Annotated in this window: 2 protein-coding genes (1 of these 2 cut by a window edge); both read right to left on the reverse strand. The window is 37.3% G+C overall.

Annotated features, from left to right (window positions below):
- The gene (locus HOO91_03715; GenBank protein NOU16651.1) at positions 1 to 16,119 is read right to left on the reverse strand and encodes an SDR family NAD(P)-dependent oxidoreductase; all 16,119 of its coding nucleotides are present in this window, start codon (positions 16,117 to 16,119) and stop codon (positions 1 to 3) included.
- Positions 16,120 to 22,092, reverse strand: partial view of an SDR family NAD(P)-dependent oxidoreductase gene (locus HOO91_03720; GenBank protein NOU16652.1) — the final stretch only. Its footprint extends 22,116 nt past the window's final position; only the last 5,973 of its 28,089 coding nucleotides appear in the window; its start codon lies off the right edge, out of view; its stop codon occupies positions 16,120 to 16,122.

Genomic DNA, 22,092 nt, shown 5'->3' on the forward strand with positions numbered 1-22,092 from the left:
TTATCTTTTAGAATCCAGTATCTCGAAGTGTTCAAAAACTTCATTCTTTGACAACTCTCCCTTTGATAATTTTTCTAGAATATTACGATAGGATTCCTCGTCGAACTCGGTAGTTCTTGAATTATCTGTAGATGATTTAATACTCTGAAAATCAAAATTTTTGAAATGATCAAAAGCATATTTAGGAAGATCTAACCATTGAGTTCCAGTGTATTCATAAATTGACCTAAAATCAATTGTTTCTCCTTCAATCCAGTACTGTGCTATTTGTTTGTAATCCTTGTTCAGTAAGGATTGTTGAATGGCTGTAGGATCTGTGGAATTTTCAGTCAACTTTACATTTGAAAGAGAAGAAAAAAATCCCCCTTCAATAGGGTGACTCATCTGGGTTTTGATCAATTCATCCAGTTTTTGCAATAACTCATCAATTGACGAAACGACAAACGCAGCTCTGAATTCCAGATTATGATTTATTTTAAATAACGACAAGGCCAAATCATAAATATCTGTTTCGATATTTTTTTCCAAATTACTCTGCAAAAAGTCCTTTATCTTATCCAGATATCTTATCAAACTCCATTTTGTTTTAGCGGAGAACAGAATGAGTGTTTCTCCATACAAATCCCCACTTTTCCTTCTAAAGAAATTTTGTTCTATGGGTTCTTCAATAATAACACTAGCATAGGCTCCACCCGCACCAAAAGAGTTAATCATGCTTCGACGGGGCAGATTTTTCGCATCTTTATCATCCTTGAAGGTATTTGAATCCCAAGGTGTTATAGTTTTCTGGAGATAAAAGGCTGATCCTTCTAATTTGATATTAGGATTTTGAGGCTGGGCATTGATGGTTGGTACTAGGGTTTTATATTTAAGTTGTAAAAGAACTTTGCAAAGTTGTGATATCCCTGATGCCGCTTCCAAATGTCCTAAATTGGATTTTACAGAACCAAGTGCGCAAAATTGTTTTTTTCCGGTGTACCGAGCAAAGGCGTTTTTCAAAGCGTTCACTTCAATAAGATCGCCTAACGGCGAACCATTGGCTGCAGATTCAACATAACCAATGGTCTCAATATCGATCCCTGACCGATCAATGGCGTTCGTGATTAAATCGGCTTGCTGTTTAGGATCGGGAGCAGTGAACATCTGCCGTCCACCACTATGATTAATAAAACTTCCTTTAATCACCGCATAAATCCGGTCGCAGTCCTCAATGGCTTTAGATAGAGGTTTTAGCAGCACAGTGCCCACACCTTCTCCTGGAATATATCCGTCCCCAATGCCAAAACTCATACTCCTATCTTCTTTCCCCAAAAAATGAGCCTGTTCCAGCGCAGCGTATTTGGATGGATCCAATGTCAAATTAACTCCGCCAGCTAGTGCCATAGAACAGGTCTGTTGCTGAAGGCTCTCACAGGCAAGATGAAGAGCTATCATTGAACTGGAGCAGGCCGAATTAACTGCCATGCTCGGCCCGGTAAGATTAAAAAAATGGGAGGTACGATTAGCCGTATTCCATTCCGTTCCATTTGTGCTCAGTATTGCCTTTTCCGATGAAGGTATATTCCAAGAATACTGGTTGTACATTGTTCCGACAAAGACTCCTACTCCTTTCTGATATCTGTCCTGCAGCTCATTCAACCGATCTTTGGAATATCCTGCATCCTCAAAAGTTTCCCAAACAATTTCCAGAAACATACGGGTCTCAGGTGTTAGTTCCAAAACCCTATCCTCTGCAACTTCAAATAATTGATGATCGAATTTATTTATATTTTTCAGAAACCCACCATAATATTTTTTTTCGGAAGAGTAAAATTCATTCTTTGATAAAGATCTCAGTAGGGAATTATTCCATCGACTTGTATCTGCCTGAGTAATACAATTGTGTCCGGCTTTTAAATGCTCCCAGAGTTCTTCCAAAGTATCTGAAAGCGGATACCTACCACTCATGCCGATTATTGCAATAGGATCAGAGTCATGCTTTGCCAATGTTAAATCCATTGTTTTTGAAACTCCAAAACGATGTTTTGAATTTGTTCTCAATGGCAGAGAATCTAATAAAGGTAGTTTCTTCTTTTTCGAACTTTCATTATTGTTATTTACAATACTTGTATTTTTCTCGCTGAACCATTCCTGAATTTCATCTGTATGATTCTCCTCTAAGTATCGAACCAATTCATGCATATTGCTGTATTCATACAATAATGTTTTTGGAAGTTCACCAGCAATTTTCTCCAACTTTTTGATGATGCTCATCTGCATCAAAGAGTCAATACCATATTTAACAAAAGGCGTTTCCGGCTTTATTTTTTCGGAATCAAGTTTGATCTCATGTGATATGATCTCTCTCACGCAGAACAGAATATCTTCTTTCTCACTAACAGAATTGAATGAATTCTTTATTATTTTCGGAGAGCTATCCTCAAACAGTAACTTTATTTGACGGACATCTCCTTCTGCAACAAGTACCTGCCCTGCTCCTGAATCCAAACTCTTATACAGGGCATCAATACCGTTTGCTGTCTGTAAGGAAGTCATGCCACTCGACTGTTTCATCAAATTTTCGTCTTCAAGACTCATATTCATTCCCCCATCCTTCCAAAGAGGCCAGTTGATTGACAAAGTTTTTCCCCAGCGCTTATTATCTAATACTAGGTTATTCCGATATTCAGCATAAGCGTCCATGAAAGCATTGGCAGCTGCATAATCTGATTGACCAACATTTCCTGCAAAACCTGAAAGCGATGAAAAGAGAACAAAAAGATCAAGTTGAATTAACTTAGTAGTTTCATCTAGATTAACTAAGCCAGATACTTTCGGTAATAAAACATCTTTGAATTCTTCAACAGTTTTTTTGATAATAAAATTGTCGTGAATAATTCCTGCGGCATGAATAATTCCATTGAGGTTACCAATATCAGTTTGAATGCTTTTGATTAAATCGTCTACCTCTTTTTTAGAAGATATATCCACTCGTTTATAAACTATCCTAGCACCCGCATTTTCCAAATCCTTAAGTTTGGAATCTTTTTCTGAACTTAGTTCCGATCTCCCAACTAAGACTATTGTTGCTTTCTTAATCTTTTCAACAATCTCTTGTGCAAATAGTAGACCCAAACCACCTGCTCCACCTGTAATAAGGTATATTCCGTTCTCTTTCCAAGGAAAGCGGATTTCCTTTTCTGGAATATTTATTTCTCTTACATCTTGGACAAATCGTCGACGTTTGACATCATCATTCGAATAACGTATTCGGGCAGAGTGGGGTATTGAAATACTTTCCCTCAGTATTTCTATTATCTCTTCGGTAGTTTTACCAAAACCAATTTCTATCACTTGCCCCACAATCAAAGGATTCTCTTTTTGTGCTGTCTTCAATATTCCAGATAATCCAGATAAAAGAAGACTTGCTTCATTTTCTGCTACTATTATCTGAATAAATGCTTTTCCTTTGAACTTAGAAATCAGGATGTTCCTAATTTCAGTAAAGATTTTAATGCAACACTCTTCATAATACTTATCGATGGAGGTATCATCAATTTTAAATGAAAGGCATCGGACTCCTTTCATAGTTTTTTCAATCATCTCCTGTAGACCTGACAAAACATTGTCATCCTTAATGAGAATCAACAAATGCTGTTCATATACAAAAGATGTTTTTTCCTGAACGTCTATTTCTCGCCAATAAGGTTCCATCAGAAGTACCCCATCCGATACAGGAGAATTCAACGAATCATAATTATTATCTTGTGATCGCGCTGTAAAACCTCTCATACAAATGCAAACGCTACCCTCTTCATCAGCAATATCAATATCAAGTTTAATTACTGCATCATCTGAATTGCTTCCCATTGCATATTTGATGTGCGCCCACATCTTTGGAGTGCAACGGTTATACACCTCCATAGATTCAAGTGCAAATGGCAGCATTGGTTTTGCCTGTAAATTTTCAATTATGCCCAAAGAACCATCCATATTGTGCTGTTCTTTCGCTAAAAATTCTGATAATCCAGCAAATAACCCTAATGAAGTTTGTAGGGCAGAATCTAACATGCTCGGATGTAAGACATACTGATCTAGTGTGCTAGAAACAGAGGTTGGAATTGACAAAGAAGCAAGAACTTGATTCATTCCTATATAAACAGCATCGATTCCCTTGTGGCTAGATCCATAGTTTATGCCCATTGAGGAAAACATCTTGTAGTATTGGACAGGCATTACCTTCTGTTGACTACACTGCTCTTTAATTGTAGCAAGATCTAAACTAGGTATTTCTCCTCTTTTAATAAATTGTATAACTCCTTGAGAGTGCACAACTTGCTCGTTATCAACTATCTGCCTAAAAATATCATATATGATATCACCTTTATCATTAGGACTTAAAGTAATTTGAACATCGATAGGTTCTATATCAGATATAAGAGGTTGAATCCATGAGATGTTCTTAAATCTCATCATCCTATTTTCATCATGCAAATCATTAGTTGAAGTTTCGACAGCTTTACGAGCCATCTCGAGATATACAACCCCTGGTAAGGTTTTATTCCCGTTGATGACATGATCTGTAAGAAAAAATTCTCTACCAGTCAACATTGTGCTGAAACGCTGCACTGAAAAAGTTGATGTATTTCTTAACTGTAAATCACAGCCAATAGCTCCTGTGGGTGATGAGAGCGAAGAATAGGTTGCGATTGATCCAAGGGTCATTTTTTCCCTGTCCAACTCAATCCAATATCGCTCTCTGGCAAACGGGTAACCTGGCAAACTAATACGTTGAGGTTTTAAATCAATATCAGTTTTCTCATATAGTTTATTCCAATCTAATTCCAATCCTGCCACCCACAAATCGAGGATCCTGCTGTATTTCTTTTCAATAATCCATTTATTAACCGTTTCTTTTAAATCCTCATCTTTATCGAAGAGAGCTAGGACATTCTTATCATTTTTACCATGTCCTTGATAAGTATATTCCTGATGTTTGTCGTTAATATAAGCCTCAAGTTTTTCTGTTAATTGATCAACTGAATTCACAAGAAGACCAAGGCGTTCCTCCATTGATTCTCTACCCACTTGCAGAGTATAGGCTATATTCCTTAAAAAAAGATGAGGTTTACGAAAATAGCAAGGTATATTTTCTTGTTCTTCCTTTTCAAAATTCTGTTTTTCAACAAAACATGTATGGTGAAGAAAGGCCAATAAATCTTTAACTTTTTGTTGTAATTGCTCTTTCGTTCGAGCAGATAATGGAATAATGACATCTATTTGTTCATTTAAATCATCCGAAACAACAAGTCCTTTTGCTTCACTCAAGGTAAATGGAGATATATACTCCTGCACTATGATATGTGCATTTGCTCCTCCTGCACCAAATGATGAGACACCCGCTGTACGCGGTATCTCTTCTTTCATTCCATCTATAATGCGCGATAATCGATGCCACTTTTCTAAATTTTTCTGAACTTTAAACGGTGTTTGACTAAAATTTATTTCAGGGTTAGATACCTCAGAATGAAGTGAAGGTACAAGTTGCTTGTACTTCATTTGCAGCAATACTTTGGTCAGTCCTGCTGCACCTGCAGCCGACTCACAATGCCCAATATTCGATTTAACTGAACCTAAGGCACAAAATTGCTTTTCAATATTGGCATTATCACAATTCTCCTTGAAAGCACGAGTTAGCCCTGCAACTTCAATAGGATCACCTAGAGCAGTACCTGTACCATGTGCCTCTATATAACTCAATTGCTCTGCCGAGATGCGAGCACGTTCCAATGCTTTGGATACCACTGCCGATTGAACTCTGGGATTGGGTACTGTATAACCGTTAGTTTTTCCTCCTGCATTAACTGCACTCCCTTTGATAATACCATAAATATGATCTCCGTCCTTTTCGGCCTTACTTAATGGTTTTAAAACAAAAACACCCACTCCTTCAGCATCAATAAAACCATCCGCCTTTTCTCCAAACGCTTTGCATTGATTACCTTCTGATAGCATCGTCATTTCGGTCAATCCTGAAAAATGGATAGGATCAATAATCAGGTTTACTCCGCCAACTATAGCACATTCGCTTAATCCGCAGTACATACTTTCTAAAGCCGTGTGTATGGCTGTTAAAGATGAAGAGCAAGCACTGTCTATCGCCATTGAAGGGCCTTGAAAATTCAAACAGTAGGAAACTCTATTGGCAATAGAATAAAAAGCGGGCTGTTGTCCGTATCTAGAATTCATTACTCCAACAAACACCCCAATTTTACTAATATCACCCAAACTCTCGGGGGTATAGCCAGCATCCTCTATAGCATGGTAACATGTTTCTAGAAATAGCCGCTCCTGAGGATCCATTCGTTCCGCTTCTTTTGGGGAGATACTAAAAAACAACGGATCAAATTTGTCAATGTCTTCAATGAAGCCTCCCCATCGGGTATATATTTTTCCAGATTTTCCTTTTTCAGCATCATAGTAATCTTCCCAATTCCATCGATCTTTAGGAACTTCCGAAATACAATTAATTCCTTTAACCAGATTATCCCAAAATTCATTCAGATTTTTCGATTGAGGATATCGCCCACTAAGACCTATAATTGCCACGTCAAAAACTGAGAGATTATAACTAGAAGTTGGAGTTGTACGAATTGGCTGAGGAGATATTCTGCTAGGAATGCGGTTTGACCAATTTTTAGATATAACTTTTTCATCTTTAGAGGTGAGAACCTTCTCTGACAATCGCTGTTCAGGTACATCAATAGATATTATTCCCTTTAAAGTTTCCAAGTTGTTCTCTAAAAAATAATCCACTAACCCATTAATTGTTGGTATTTCAAAAAACAGGGTACTTGTTATATCTGGAAATACTTTGCGCAGTTGATTTGTTAGTTGGACAACTAGAATTGAATCCAATCCATATTCAGTGAGCGGCTGATTAGGACTCAATTGCTCTGGACCCATTCCCAGAGTTTCAGCAGCAAGTTTCTGGAAATATAAAACACTTTTTTCGAATAAGGTTTCCGATGAAATCGCTTTAATTTTTATTTCTGGTTTTGGCGATGCAATAACCTGAGTACTGATTTTTTCTTTTACGGCTGCCTTTACTTGCTTATTAAACATCTGACGCACAAAACCATTACTACTTGCAGCAATAACTTGATGTCCAAAGGAGTGGGCTTCTTGTGCTGGAAAAAATATCGAAGTAAATCCTTCCTCCGCAAGAATTCTCTGCCAATTTTCAGGAGTTAAAGCTGGGCTGCCGGGCATACGTAAAACTATATCTTTATACAACCACCACCCCTCAAGTAATCCAAAGGTGAGATGGGTAAATAGAGACCATGTGCTGATTTCGTTTATTAGAAGAACTCCATGATTTTTTAACAAGGCTTTAGCATTTCGCAAAGTATCCCTGAGATATGGTGTGGCATGCAAAACATTAGCAGCAATTACAAGATCGTAATTGCCGGCTGAGATTGATTGTGGCAGTAAGGGTTTTGAAACATCAAAAATGGCAGTTCTTAAATTTTGATATTGAGGTTGAAAATTTTGTTCAGCATGCATCAGAAATGCTTTTGAAAGATCTGTGTAACAGTATTCCACTATAGCATCTCCAAATTCCTGCAATCGAGGAAGTAATTTAACAGTAGTTCCTCCTGTTCCTGCACCTATTTCTAATACACGGATTTTTTTCTCCTTATTTGATTTCAACTGCTGCCTTAATATTGTAGAAAAGACATCGCCCAACCGCTCATTGGAGAAATCCGCTAGAGCGTTGCCTTTATAAATTCCCTCTACAAGGTGCATGGAAGAGTTAGGAAACATAACCTCCGTAGCAGGTCGCTTGCCATTTAGTATATCAGGCAGGGCTTTTAAACAGGCTTCAAGTAAAGTAATCTGCGAACTTAAGTTGGGATTAACTGCCCAACCTATTTTCTTCGTGTCCCATTCATCCCACAATTTTTCGAGATCTTTGACCTCGCGATTCAAAGTTAAATCAGCATTTAGCCACCCATGTTGCTGTAAATAATCTACATTATATTTAAGCCATTGTTCATAAAATGGAGTAGGAAGTTTTTTCTGTAATAGGTCACTCAGTTTAAAAATTTTTGATCCTATCGGTTCTTGAACAGGCTTGTTAGAAATAAAGAAGCCCAATAATTTCAAACTGGAGATGAGAATTTCAGTAGCAGCAATTTCCATATCAAATGGTGGCAGTGATGCTTTCAGAATCAATGCTTGCTCTTCGGAATTTTGTAAATTTCCGAATCCCTGAATTTCCAAAAACGTAGTCTCGTCTTTGGGATAAAAGGCAACTCCTTCCAGCACTCCAAGGTCTGAAATCGCCCTAACATTGAGACTTTTTATAAATGCCAATTGGGTAAGGTTGGAATTCATAAAAGATTGAAGGGAAAGCATCCCTTCATTAGGTTCAATGGAGCCAATCCCTATTTGAGCAATACGCTTTTTGTATGATTCATCGGCAACAATTCCTACACTTCCCCAGTATCCCCAGTTTACAATTTTTATTGGATACGAGTGTTGTTGCTGAATATATTGCGCAAAACTATCTTTAAATGTACAACCAGCAGCATAATTAGACTGGCCAGGAGCTTTATAGAAAGATTGTAGCGAAGAGAAAAACAGCATGAAATCAAGATTCTGCGAGCCGAATACTTTGTCCATATTAATACTGATATCCACTTTTGCAGATAAACCAGCTCTGAATTTTGATTCCTCCATGGCCATGATGCTTTGATCCTGTAGAATAATTGCAGAATGCACTATACCATTGACAGTTGGATACTTTTCCAAAATCTTTTTAGCAACCTGCTCCATAGCACCATAATCGGTCGCATCAGCTGAGAAATACAACGGAGTAAATTGACTAAATGATTTTATCTTTGCTACAATTTCTGGGGAGTCTTCATTTTTCCTACCTATCCAGATAATTTGTGCTTGATATTGTTCAATCATAAACCTACTCCAAACTTCGCCAAGCCCTCCTGCTCCACCGACAACAACGTAAACTCCATTAGTTTTGTAAAGAGGTATCTCATGCGTTAAGGTTGATGCATAAGCCAATCCATGACTAAACCACTCGCTCTGGCGAAGAGCCAAACCGTTCCCATATTTATCCCAATTCAGAGATAGACATTCTTCAATTTGAATATGCTCCAATGAATCCAGATCCAGAAGCCTCAAATTCCAATGGGGATACTCTTTGGCTAAACTGCCAATTAATCCAAACACACTAGCATGAGCAGGCTGGATGCGATCATCCTTTTTCACCTTTTGGGTCATGCGAGTAATAATAGTCCATTGGAGATCTTTATAAGCAAAACCTTCAGATAGTAACGCTTTGATAATGCGAAATACAGTAAGAACTCCTTGTTCTTGATGGTCAATTATCCGAAAAGAATCTTTATTCGAATTGTCAGTTTCAATTACATCAGGTGCAATCCAAAGCAATTGATCAAAGGAACTGTTCTTCAACCCTAATTGAATCTCCTCAATAGTTGGATTTTCGGATAGCTGTAACAAACTGGAATTGGGGTAAGATTTCTTCACCCAAGTTAAGAGAGACTGTTCGCTTCCCAACAAGAGTATTTTAGCAGAATTTAATAATGCTTCTCTCGTTTCAACATCTTTCGTAGGGTATACCGAACTCCACACTGGAACCAAGAAATTTAAACCAGTGTTAATTTCCTCCTGACAAGAAACAAATGGCGATTTTTTATTTACTGAATTTAACTCCTCTTTCATAATCCGCAAAGAGAACCCACGTATTTCCACACATACATTTCCTATCATATCGCAAAGATCAACATCCATTTTGATGACTGAATGCTCAGAATTACTAACTGTTTTGTTACTTGGAGAAAAACGCACCCATGCAAACATCTCCTTAGTACACGCAGAGATAACGCGTATTGATTCAAGCGCAAAAGGAAGCGGTGTTTGGTTGAAAGATTGATTTACATCTCTTTGTGTATCAGTAAAAAAAGTTATAGAGGTTTGTAATGAACTATCCAACATACTAGGATGTAAAACATATTCATTAGATGAATCAAGAATTTCAGGTAAGCATAATTGGGCAAGCAATTGATTTTCTCCCTTATAAATCTTAACTATTCCCTGAAATGCAGTACCATATTGAAGGCCCATGCGAGCAAAAAGAGGGTAAATATCCTCAGCCTCTATTCTCTTATGTTCCTCCCTAGATTCTATCTGAGATTTGAGCTCTTCAATATTAAGTTTGGCTGGGACAAAGGTAAATTGATCCGATTCTGATTCATACATAAATACTGCTTGCCCCTGGCAATGTACAACTCGTTCTGCTTGATCATCCCGTTGATCACCGTATTGACCACTATAGATTTCAAAATCAATGGAATCATGCTCATTTGCAATTAAAGATATCGAAATCACTTTTTTACTAGCATAATCAACCTTCCCATCAATTTTATTTTCATTAAGAACAAAAGGTTGTATCCAAACAACGCTATGCAACTCTACCTTCAAATTACCGTTGGATTTTAGGTTAGCAGGGATTGCTTGTTCAACCGCAGCCCGAACCATTTCAAGGTAAGCCATTCCAGGAAGAATTTTTTGTCCTTTAACCTGGTGATCGTTTAGGAAAAATTCATTCCCCGAGAAAAGGGAGCTAAAACGCTGAACAGATAAATCCGAGGTATTCCGATGAAGTAAAGGGTGAATTTGAGCATCCAATCTCTGATCGCATCTATCTACTTCTGCTGATACTGGAATGGGGACATTTTCAAACCAATAATTCTCGCATACGAAAGGATAAGCTGGAGCACTAATCCGTTGTGGTTTAACTTCTCCATAAATTTTATTCCAATTAAAATCTAAACCATTTACCCATATTCCAAGAAGTTTATTCCATTTTCCTTTATCAATCCAATTGGTTATAATTGTAGAGAAGTCCTCATTCACATCAAAGAGAGACAAAAGGTCTTTATCCTGTTTATGGGTTTTACTAACCTGCCCTGTAAATACGCCTTCTATTTCTTTATCTCCTTGAATATATCTATGCAGTTTTTCAACAAGTTCATTTGTGGAATGTACAATCAAACCCAATCGATTTTCCATAGCTTCCCTACCCACCTGCAATGTATATCCCAAATCTGCAAGGTTAATTTCTTTTTGTTCAATCCAGTGTAGTAGCTTTTCTGCATATACTTTTAACCGATTTTCGCTTTTAGCAGAGAGTACTATAATAGCAGGAAAACTGTTTGAAAGATTAATTTTACTAATGTCATTACTTTCTGGAATATACTCTTCTACTATAATATGAGCGTTCGATCCACCTGCACCAAAAGAAGAAACTCCAGCAATACGCGAACAGGTTTTTCCATTGACAATAGGAGATTTCCACTCTCTCAACTCTTGGTTGATAAAAAAGGGTGTTTGAGTAAAATCAATGTTTGGATTTAATTCATCAGCATGCAAACTTGGAACCAGCTTTTTGTTCTTCATTTGTAATATCACCTTTGTCAATCCTGCAATTCCAGCCGCAGCTTCAAGGTGACCTACATTCGACTTCACAGAACCGATTGCACAAAAGCCAGTTTCTAAAGTGTTTTTATTAAAGGCTTGTGTTAGTCCACGAATCTCAATTGGATCTCCCAATTCCGTTCCAGTACCATGAGCTTCAATATAACTAATGGAGCAAGCGTCTATTCCTGCCTTTTCCAGAGTTTCCTGAATGAGTTTGCCTTGCAATTTGGGATTGGGAACCGTATATCCATTCGTTTTCCCACCATGATTTATGCCTGTGCTGCGAATGACCGCATAAATATTGTCACGATCTTCGATTGCCCGCGAAAGATTTTTCAATAAAATAGTGCCCACTCCCTCTCCAGGAACATAACCTGTACCTCCTTTTCCAAAACTTCTACATTTTCCATCAACCGATAAAAACTGGCTGGCGCAAAGCCCCACGTACGTGTAAGGATGGAGTAACAAATTAACCCCACCAGCAAGAGCCATTTCATTCGGATTATGTCGCAAGTATTCACATGCTTCGTGTATCGCCGTTAAAGAAGAGGAACACATTGTATCAATAGGCATACTTGGGCCATGAATATTGAGTACATATGAAACCCTATTGGCAACTGAACCAAAGAGTGTATAAGGATAAATCTTCTTTTTCTCCTTCCAAAGTTCTGGTCCAAAGATGCCAAATTCAGCTCTCGTAATTCCCACAAAAACACCAGTTTTTGTTTCACCACCATTTTCAAGTGAAGTGCTTAACCTTTCGCGTGTATATCCAGCATCTTCAAGGGTTTCCCAGCAAGATTGCAAAAAAAGACGTTCGTGCGGATCCATGTTCATAGCCTCTCGTGGCGAAATATTGAAGAAAAGTGGATCGAACTCCGAAAAACCTTTCAAAAACCCTCCCCATTTGCAATAACTCTTACCTTGAGACACAGCATCTTCCTTGTTTGGGTGATAGAAATCCTTCAATGACCAACGACTTATTGGAATTTCTTCTATTGAGTCTCTACCTGATTTTAAATTTTCCCAAAACTCGTCAAGATTGGCAGCCTGAGGATAGCGACCGCTGATTCCAATGATTGCAATAGAATCTGAAATTTTTTTCTCACAAAATTGTCCGCTTGACCTACCCTTAAGCCAATAAGAACTCTTTCCTTCTTTGGAAGATATCGAACGTGAAGGTGGAAAATCTTTATTGCTTTTTATCTCTGTTGTGTTTGAATGAACAGGCTGGGTTTCATTATAAAATTCAACCCATTTTGCACATGCATCGAGATTATTTTTAATAAAAAATTCTGAAAGTCCATTAAGTGTTGAATATTCAAAAAATAGTGTCTTGGATATTTCACCAAAAACTCGAGAGAATTTCTGATTGAATTGGAGAATCTTAGATGAGTCTATTCCATAATTTTCAAAGTGCTCATCTAGATCAATCTGAGAAACAGGTATATTTAACACCTCTCCAAACAAAGATGCTAATTTGAACAATATCTTTTCCCTCAGAAGAGACGATGAGCTACCACTTAAGTCATTATCTTCATCTTGATGAATCTGATTTTCCTGATAATTAACCTCGAACTTATTCAAACTGCTCGAACTCTTATCAACTGTATTCTCATCTTGTTTAAAAGGATAAGTAGGAAGACCGTTCATCCTTAGAAATTTCTCCTTAACATCTTCAGGTCTATATAATTCAACCCAGGGAATAAAATTACCTTGTACCCATAGTTCACCTAATTGTGCCCAATTCTTGACATTGACAGCACTATTTATCTCGGTCTGTTTATGGTATTTCTTCTCCTTTCTCTTTTCTAGTTCTCCATAAAAAATAGAATTACTATTTACAAAATCAGCAGGGTGTGCATCCGCATTTTGCTCGTAATTCCACTTCTTCAATAGATTAATCAGCTCATCTTTATTGGTAAAGACTACGGCTAATCGAAAATCCATTTCTTCTCTCCCTGTTTGTAGAGTATATGATATTGAATCCATCAAGGAATGAGAATTTTTTTCCAAATAGTCAACCCATTTGCTTACATAATCTTTTAACCTCGTTTTACTTTGTGCTGAAAGAACAAAAAGTCTATTATAACAATCTGATTTTATATTACTTACATCAATAGAAGGTGATAGATTTTTAACTTTTTTCTCGGGAACATGCTCTTCAATAATGATATGAGCATTTACCCCACTTCCTCCAAAGGTTGAAATGCCAGCCCGTCTGGGTATTAACTGTCCATCAACCGAAATAGGTTCCCATGGGGATACCTTTGTCTGTAATTTAAAAGGAATCTGTTCAAAATCAATATTTGGATTCAAACCGCCGAACATCAATGTGGGAGCCAAGGTCTTGTACTTCATGGAGAGGAGCACTTTTGTCAACTGAGACATTCCTGCAGCAGCTTCACAGTGACCAATGTTTGGTTTTACAGATCCAATCCTTCGATTGCCTTGAATCTCATTCTGTTTCCCGAAAACATCAGTTAGAGCAGCTATTTCAATGGTATCGCCTATGTCAGACCCATAGGCAGCAGCTTCGATGTAACTGATTGTTCGAGGATCAAAACCACTCTGCGATAAGGCCTCTTTTATCACAGCCTGTTGCTGTTTTTGATTAGGCCTTCCGAACTTGCTCATCCTCCCGTTTTGATTGATTGCGCTTCCACGAATAATTGCATAAATGGAGTCTCCATTCTGAATTGCTTGCGAATAATTTTTTAGAACAACAACCCCAACACCTTCTCCAGGAATAAAGCCTTTGCCACCTTTGCAAAAAGCAGCGCTATTGGAATCCTGAGAAAGCATACCTATCCTAGAAAGATAAAGGTAAATTGAAGGATGAAGGTATAAATTGACACCACCTGCTAAGGCTAAATCACCTTTTCCACTACGGATATATTCACATGCCTCATGGATGGCTGTGAACGATGATGAACAATCATTGTCTATTGCAATGCTAGGTCCCTTAAAATCCATGAAATAGGAAACTCTACTAACCATTGAAGATATTGAAGTACTATAGTAGAGTGATTCTGCATCCACTGAATAGAGATTGAATCCAATTCGCGAAATACCTCCAAATACTCCTGCTCTTCTACTAATATCTGGAGATAATCCCGAAGGTCGATAACCTGCATCTTCCAATGCTCTCCAGCATTCCTCTAAAAATAAAAGTTCTTGAGGATCTATGTATGCTGTTTCTGCATGGGGAATATTAAAAAAAGTGGCGTCAAAGCAATTGTAATCTTCAATAAATCCGCCCCACTTTCCATAGGACTTCTTCAAATCGATAGCCTCCTTTGGGTTGGCGTGGTAAAATTCTTTCCAATCCCATCTTTCTGATGGGATTTCCGAAATACATTTCTTCCCCGATTTTAAATTTTCCCAAAACTCTTCTACACTCTTCGCATTTGGGTATCTACCCGATAAACCAATAATTGCCACATCACAAGATGACACTTCCCCTTGACTTGTATTTCCCTTAGTTGGACTGCTTATCGCTTTACCTCTCTTTTCAAATGAGTCACTCTTAGGCATACTTTGAAAAGAAGCATTTGAAGACGATACATCGAGAGCTTGACAAATATGGGTAATAATTTGTTTTTCATTTTGAGCATCATTTAAACCAATGGGTATTGCTAATCGGATACATTGATTGAGCACGGTTTGTTGCTGATTTCCTACGCTATGAATTCCGCCACGAATGCCCCATCTTTCATATAACATTCTCAAAAACGATTCTCTTGGATATTTGCGATTCTTAAAACCCTCTATCTCGTTCACCCTAACAAGAATACAATGCCCTACCCCTGGCTGCATAACTGGCACATTCCTGAAAGCTAATTCTTCGTGAATTTGTTTTGTTAATCTAAGTTGATTTCGAATCTTGCTCTCCAAATAATTACGATCCTGTAAGGCTTTTAAAATCAAATTACTATCATGTGCGCTGGTTAAACCACCCTCTATTTTTCCAAGATTTTTTATCGCTACTATTCGTTCCTTGTCCTTTGCTGCTATAAATCCTCCCAGATTTAATCCAAAATCCTTGCTTAGGCTACCAAAAACATAATCGGCACAGGACATTATCTCATCAAGAATGGAAAATAAATCTTTATCCCTATAATCCTTTTCATACTGGCGTATCAATTCAGCATTGCGAAGAATTCGGCTTCCATCCATTACAAATGGTATTTCATATTGCTTCCCCAGCCTAGATATTTCTTTTATCTGAGCCATGGAAACAGGATATCCACCAGATGCATTGTTGCATAATTCAACCAAAATCATACCCACTTCACCTGACTGTCTTTCAAGAAAGAGTTCAAATGCTCTCGTATCTATACCTCCCCTGAATATTTGTTTTGAATCAATCGAAAAAATCTCCTGATCAGGAATTTCTACGGGTTCGAATTTGGCCTTTACTTCATTGTGGAGTGTGGTTTCAAATAAAATATTCTGCAACACCTTTCTTTTCTGAGTGCGAAGGGTTTGAAAAAATAGGCGTTCGGCAATTCTACCTGAAACAGTTAGTACATAGTGCGGCAAACCTGTTTCAAAAGAAGCATCTTTCGGGTTTCCGAATAAAGCCCGAAAAATTATGTCTTGATTTTCCATCTAAACTCTATCCGTTAAATCCTTAATTCTTCTATTTATAAAATCGTAATTAAGATGAGGCCATGAATCGCTAATCAAATCCAATTGAATATCCTTTTCATCTAGTTGTGTAGTATCGAAAAATTCATCTGGGATTTCGTCTGAAATTTTTACTGGTGATGAAGATGTTGTAAGTGTATCTATCTGATTATCTACAAACGTATTTGAATTAGAAACACTATTCTGCATCAAATCATTAACTTCATGAGAGGTAATCCCTTGCTTAAAAAACTGACTTAAACAATCAATTATGGTTTGTTTGCTACTTTCTTTATTTCTATACAAATACACAGGGTACTCTTGCGGACGATACTTGTTCTTGTATTGATGATTCAATGCTCCAACCTGAAATAGTAAAGCAAGTTGACCTTTCGCATTACTAATTAAGTTCCAACTTTGGTAATCGCTAAACCCTTCATCTGGTTCAAAAAGTTTCCATGTCAATCCAAGGCTGAATTCACGGTGCTTCTCCTTGGCAAGTTGCTTTACTATTTCAACCGTTGTAAATTCTGTACCACCCAAAGGAGCATCAGGGAGGTAATACTCCTGATCCATTAGGTATCCCTTCTCAATTGGGCTAATCAAAATGATATTTTGTAATTCATTGTTTACATAAGTTAGGAAAATACGATACCTCTTCCAAAGATTACCGCTATCAATATCTTTCAATGTAACCTCTACGTTATTAACCACTTTCTTCTTTTCGCACCAAGCATAAATTACATTTTGAATCTCACGATTCGTTTTTGCATCGGAATGCAGGTATTCAACCGTTTTGCAGTCTCCCTGCTCTTTAAAGCGATTTATTAAATATCGTAATCGCCTCATTTTATTTCCTTCAAGCGAGAAATTCCCAAGATCAACAATCGTTTGTACAACACCTACGGGAGTGGAAAGCAATCCATATTTCTGTTCCAAATCGATTTTCCGTTTTCCAGAATGATCTAAATAACAAAATTGATAGCCGTTTTGACTGCAATATTTTAGGAATAGATCTATCAACTCGCTTTCACGAGACACTCCACTCTCTTTCGCCCTAAAGCTTGTAGCAAAAATGAATTGCTTATCTTTCAGAAAATGGAAAAAACACTTTTTCTTCTCAGACATAAAAAGGAAAGGCCACATTTCTGCGAGAGCCCCATCCTGATTATCATTCCCCTTGATTTCGTTAACTAAGTGAAAAAAATCGCTTGTAGGAGTGATTTCACTTTTGGCAACGATTTGATATTCGGAAAGATGCTTATTTAGGTTTTCATTACCATAATGTTTTCTTGAAAATTCTGCAAGTTTGCGTAAAGGTTGCTCTTGCTTAATGAATGGTGATTCCGATGAAGGAACAGAACACACAGATACTATCTTCTGATTGTAATCCTGAATTAGATATTCGCCGAGATCTGAGATATTTTCGTATTCGAAGAAAATCGTTTTCGGGACGCTTCCCATGTCTTTTTCTAATTCTCTAATCAGATTCAAGGCCATGATGGAATCCATGCCGTAACTGCTAAATGAGGAGTTCTCATCAATTCTATTTTTTGGTACTCCCAAAACCTTATGAAAAACGTTTTTCAGATACTCTTTCACACGTTCTCTAAATTCATCTTCGGAAGAGAATAATTCAGTTTCATGAATATCGTTTTTACTTTGAACTTCTTTTCTCGCTTCATTCTGGGTTTCAATTTGCTGATATGTTTCAATTTTTTTAAGAGGTTTATTGATTGTTTCTCGAATTTTGGATAATTCACCTTCCATAATAATCACATGTGCTTCATCGGATTCAAGAGCATGGTAAAAAGCTTTAATGCCTGATGAAGTATCCATAGCACTCATTCCAGTTTCATTGGCAATAGTTTCTTCGGTTTTAAAATCAATCTTCATTCCCCCTTCTTTCCATAAAGGCCAGCCAATAGATATAATTCTGTAGGATGTTATTCCTTGTTTAAAAAGGTCGTTATGATATTGGGCAAAAGCATCCATGAAAGCATTGGCGGCTGAATAATCAACCTGTCCAATATTCCCATAAGCACCAGAAACAGAAGAGAATAGAACCATAAAATCTAAATCAACATCCCTTACAGCTTCTTCGAGATTAATTACTCCTTTCACCTTTGGAGCTAACACCTCCTTAAATTCTTCTGAACTTTTATTTAAGATAAAATTATCTCTTATTACTCCTGCACAATGGATAATTCCATTTAAACCTCCCCATTCATTTTTAATTTCTTTAACGAGTTGTTTTACCGCTTCTTTATCCTGAATATCAACTTGTTTATAAAGAATATTCACACCTATTTTTTTGAACTCACTGAGTGCTGCCTGTTTCTCTAGGTCTAACTTCGACCTACCAGTTAAAATTAGGGTAATCCCACGTCTATTTTGTGTCAAAGGGTTTTGAGTAACTTTCGATGCTATCTCTTTAGCAAAAATAAACCCCAGACCACCGATTCCTCCTGTTATCAAATAAACACCACCCTGTTTCCAAGGAATTCTAGGGTTTTCAGAAACTTTATCTATCTCTTTAAAGGAAGCGATCAAACATTTCTCAACTCGAGAATTTGTTTCATGGAAAGATTTTTCTTCACCATTATGATAGCATATTTTAAGTTCTGAAGGACATTGGGAATTTTCCTGAAGTTTAGCAACGATTCTTTCAACAGATTCATACTCATTTATTGTGATAACTTGCCCAAACAATTTTGGGTTTTCGAGATGAGCCGTTGCCAAAATTCCAGATAGGGCTGAGAATAATTGGTAAGTTCCACGAACAGGAACAAGAACCTGAAACAAAACAGGATATTTCTGCTTTTGTAAAAGGAGTTTTTTAATGTTCTCGAACAATTGAATGGAATATGATTCAAATAGTTCATCCATATTGGTATCACTGGATTCAAAAGCGATAAAAGAAGCCTCTGGTAGCAATTGCGAGCATTGCTGAAAAAGAGTTTTATCAGGATTACACCAGAAAACTTTATGATCAGCGGAGAGTTTATTGCTTATGCTTATTTCAGGCGATATTATATCCCTTTCCTTCCAATCAGGTCTGAACATAAGAAAACCATGGGTTCCATCTGCAATAGGTTTTCTTTTTTCCTCTCTATTTCCGTTCAATACTCGGGATGAGTATCCACGCATTTTTATGCAGATTTTCTCTTTTTCATCACATAAATCGATATCCAATTTCGTTTGCTGTGAACTATGAGGTGCTATCCCCGAATTACTCGAAAAACGAATCCAAGCCCACATCGATTCTGTACATGCATCTCTTATTTCCATATTTTCAAGAGCAAAAGGTAAGAGAGGAGGAAGAATTACGCCATTCCCTGTTTTGCTGTTTTTATCCTTTTCCACTCCAAATAGACCAATAGCAGCTTGAAGTGCCGAGTCCATTATGCTGGGATGGATGGTAAATTGATGCTTTGTATGAATTATAGAGGAAGGAAGTTGTAATCTAACCACAACCTCATGTTCTCCATTAGGATTTAACCCTTTAAAAATATTTTCAATAGCTCGGAAGGAATTACCATATGAGAAACCCATTTTTTCAAATGCTTCGTAATACTCCGTTGAACTATATCCATTTTGATTGTCAATATCACTGTTTTCCGATAAACTCTTTATTCTATTTCGTAAAACATCGATATCTAAAAACTTGTCTGATTTACTTTCTACATATTGATCATCAAAAATTATGCATACCATTCCTTCGCTGTGAACAAGAGGCTCTCCCAGAGATTCTTCCGTAAAGATTTGGAATGGAATATTTATATTAGAATTTTGCGTGGTATTAAATTGATTATTAAATGCATCGTCCAATTTTTCAGGAAAAATACGAATATGAACCATTTTAGGGTTCATTACAGCTATGGGACGAATCCATACTACATTTTTAAGAAATACTAATGGCTTTTCAGCAATTTCTCCTAACGTTTGTCTAACTGCTTCATAGGCCATTTCAAGATATGCTACACCAGGCAAAATTCTTTCACCCTTTACCTGATGATCTTTAAGAAAGAATTCCTCGCCTGTAAAAAAGGAACTATACCGCTGGGAAAAGAAATCTGATTTGTTTTGGTGAATCAAAGGATGCAACTCAGGCAAACTTTTCCGATCTGCATTTGAGTAATTTACTAAACTATCTGTTTTAGCAGTTTGTCTGCTTGCAGTAAACCAATATCTCTCCTTTGCAAAAGGGTATGTCGGAAGGCTAATACGTTGGGGTTTAAAATTATCATAGAGTCTAATCCAATCCAAATTCAAACCTTTTACCCACAAGTCTAGTATTCTAAAGAATTTTTTCTGAATAATCCATTTATCAATTGTTTCTTGTAAGTCTGTATCAATACTAAAGAGAGCCAATGTTTCTTTATTGCGTTTTACTTGTCCCTGATAAAAGCCCTCAATTTGCTTCTCCCCATTGATAAAAGCCCTCAGTTTCTCAACCAGCTCAACAACAGAACTAACTACAAAACCTAAGCGTTCCTCCATTGCCTCTCTGCCAACTTGAAGTGTATAGGCCAATTCATACAAATCAATACCGCTTTGCGATTCTGCATTTTGTGATTCCAAATGACTCTTGCATGTCAGAAAATCTAATAAATCATTCGCTTTTTTTAACAGTTGTTCTCTTGTTTTAGCTGAAAGAGGTATAATGATATCGCCGCTTATTCTGGTTTCTGTATGTCTGAATTTTTGATTCAATGAGGGTATGAATTCCTTAACAACTATGTGTGCATTGGTTCCGCTATGACCAAAAGAATTTAGAGCCGCCATACGTGCTGATCCATTTGGGGATATCCAATTGGATTTCTGTAGATTAATGTAAAACGGAGAATCCTTGAATTCAATCAAAGGATTGATAGATTTAAAATTCAATAACTTAGGAATCTGTTTGTATTGCATTGACAGCAGAATTTTTATCAACCCTGCAACTCCTGCTGCTGCTGAAGTATGTCCGATGTGCGATTTTGCACTTCCAACTGCACAATACTCCTGTTTATCAGTAAATTTATTAAAAGCTCTTACCAAGGCATTCGCCTCCACAGGATCTCCCAATTTGGTTCCTGTACCGTGAGCCTCAACGTATGTGATTTGCTCAGAGTTAATATTGAATTTTCGATAAATATCAGTAATCAATTCTTCTTGGGCTGTTCCATTTGGAGCAGTAATTCCATTGCTTGCCCCATCCTGATTAATTCCTGTTCCGCAAATTACTCCATAAATATGATCGCCAGAAGCAACAACATCCTCTAAACGTTTTAAGACAACCAATCCTATTCCTTCCGAGATAATAGTGCCATCCCCTGCATTTTCAAAAGTATAACAGCGTCCACTTGTGGAGAGCATTTCAATCTCATCTAAATGAATTTGAGTATTATGATCCATGCTTGCGTGAACTCCGCCTGCTAATGCAAGATCTGTTTCATAATTCCTGAGACTTTCACAGGCCAAATGAATTGCTACTCCCGATGAAGAACAACCCGTATTGACAATAAAAGCAGGACCATTTAGATTAATAAAATATGATAAACGGGAAGCTATGATTGCATCTGAATAGCCTGTAAAACTTTCACCAATATATCCCGATGGTTCTGCACCAATAAAAACTCCAGTTTTAGATCCCGAAAGATCTTTTGGATTATAACCTGCATCTTCAATAGCCTTCCAACCTTCCTGTAAAACCAAACGTTGGTGAGGGTTCATTGACACCGCTTCTCTAGGAGAAATATTGAAAAACAGGGGATCAAAACAATCCCTATCCTTAAGAATACCTCCCCATTTACAACGCGTTTTCCCGGATTGCTTTTCAGTGCTGTAATAAAGACTTTGATCTAAATAATGAGCCGGAAGTTCCTCAACACCGTCAATTCCTTGAATTAAATTTTCCCAGAATTCTTTTACATTTTCTGCTTTTGGAAACTGACCCGACATTCCAATCAC

The sequence above is a fragment of the Bacteroidales bacterium genome (genome assembly GCA_013141385.1).
In the GTDB taxonomy this organism is placed as follows: domain Bacteria; phylum Bacteroidota; class Bacteroidia; order Bacteroidales; family Tenuifilaceae; genus UBA8529.

Excerpts from the sequence above, each read along its gene's own strand:
- HOO91_03715 (NOU16651.1), bottom strand. The coding sequence starts at position 16,119 with ATGGAAAATCAAGACATAATTTTTCGGGCTTTATTCGGAAACCCGAAA.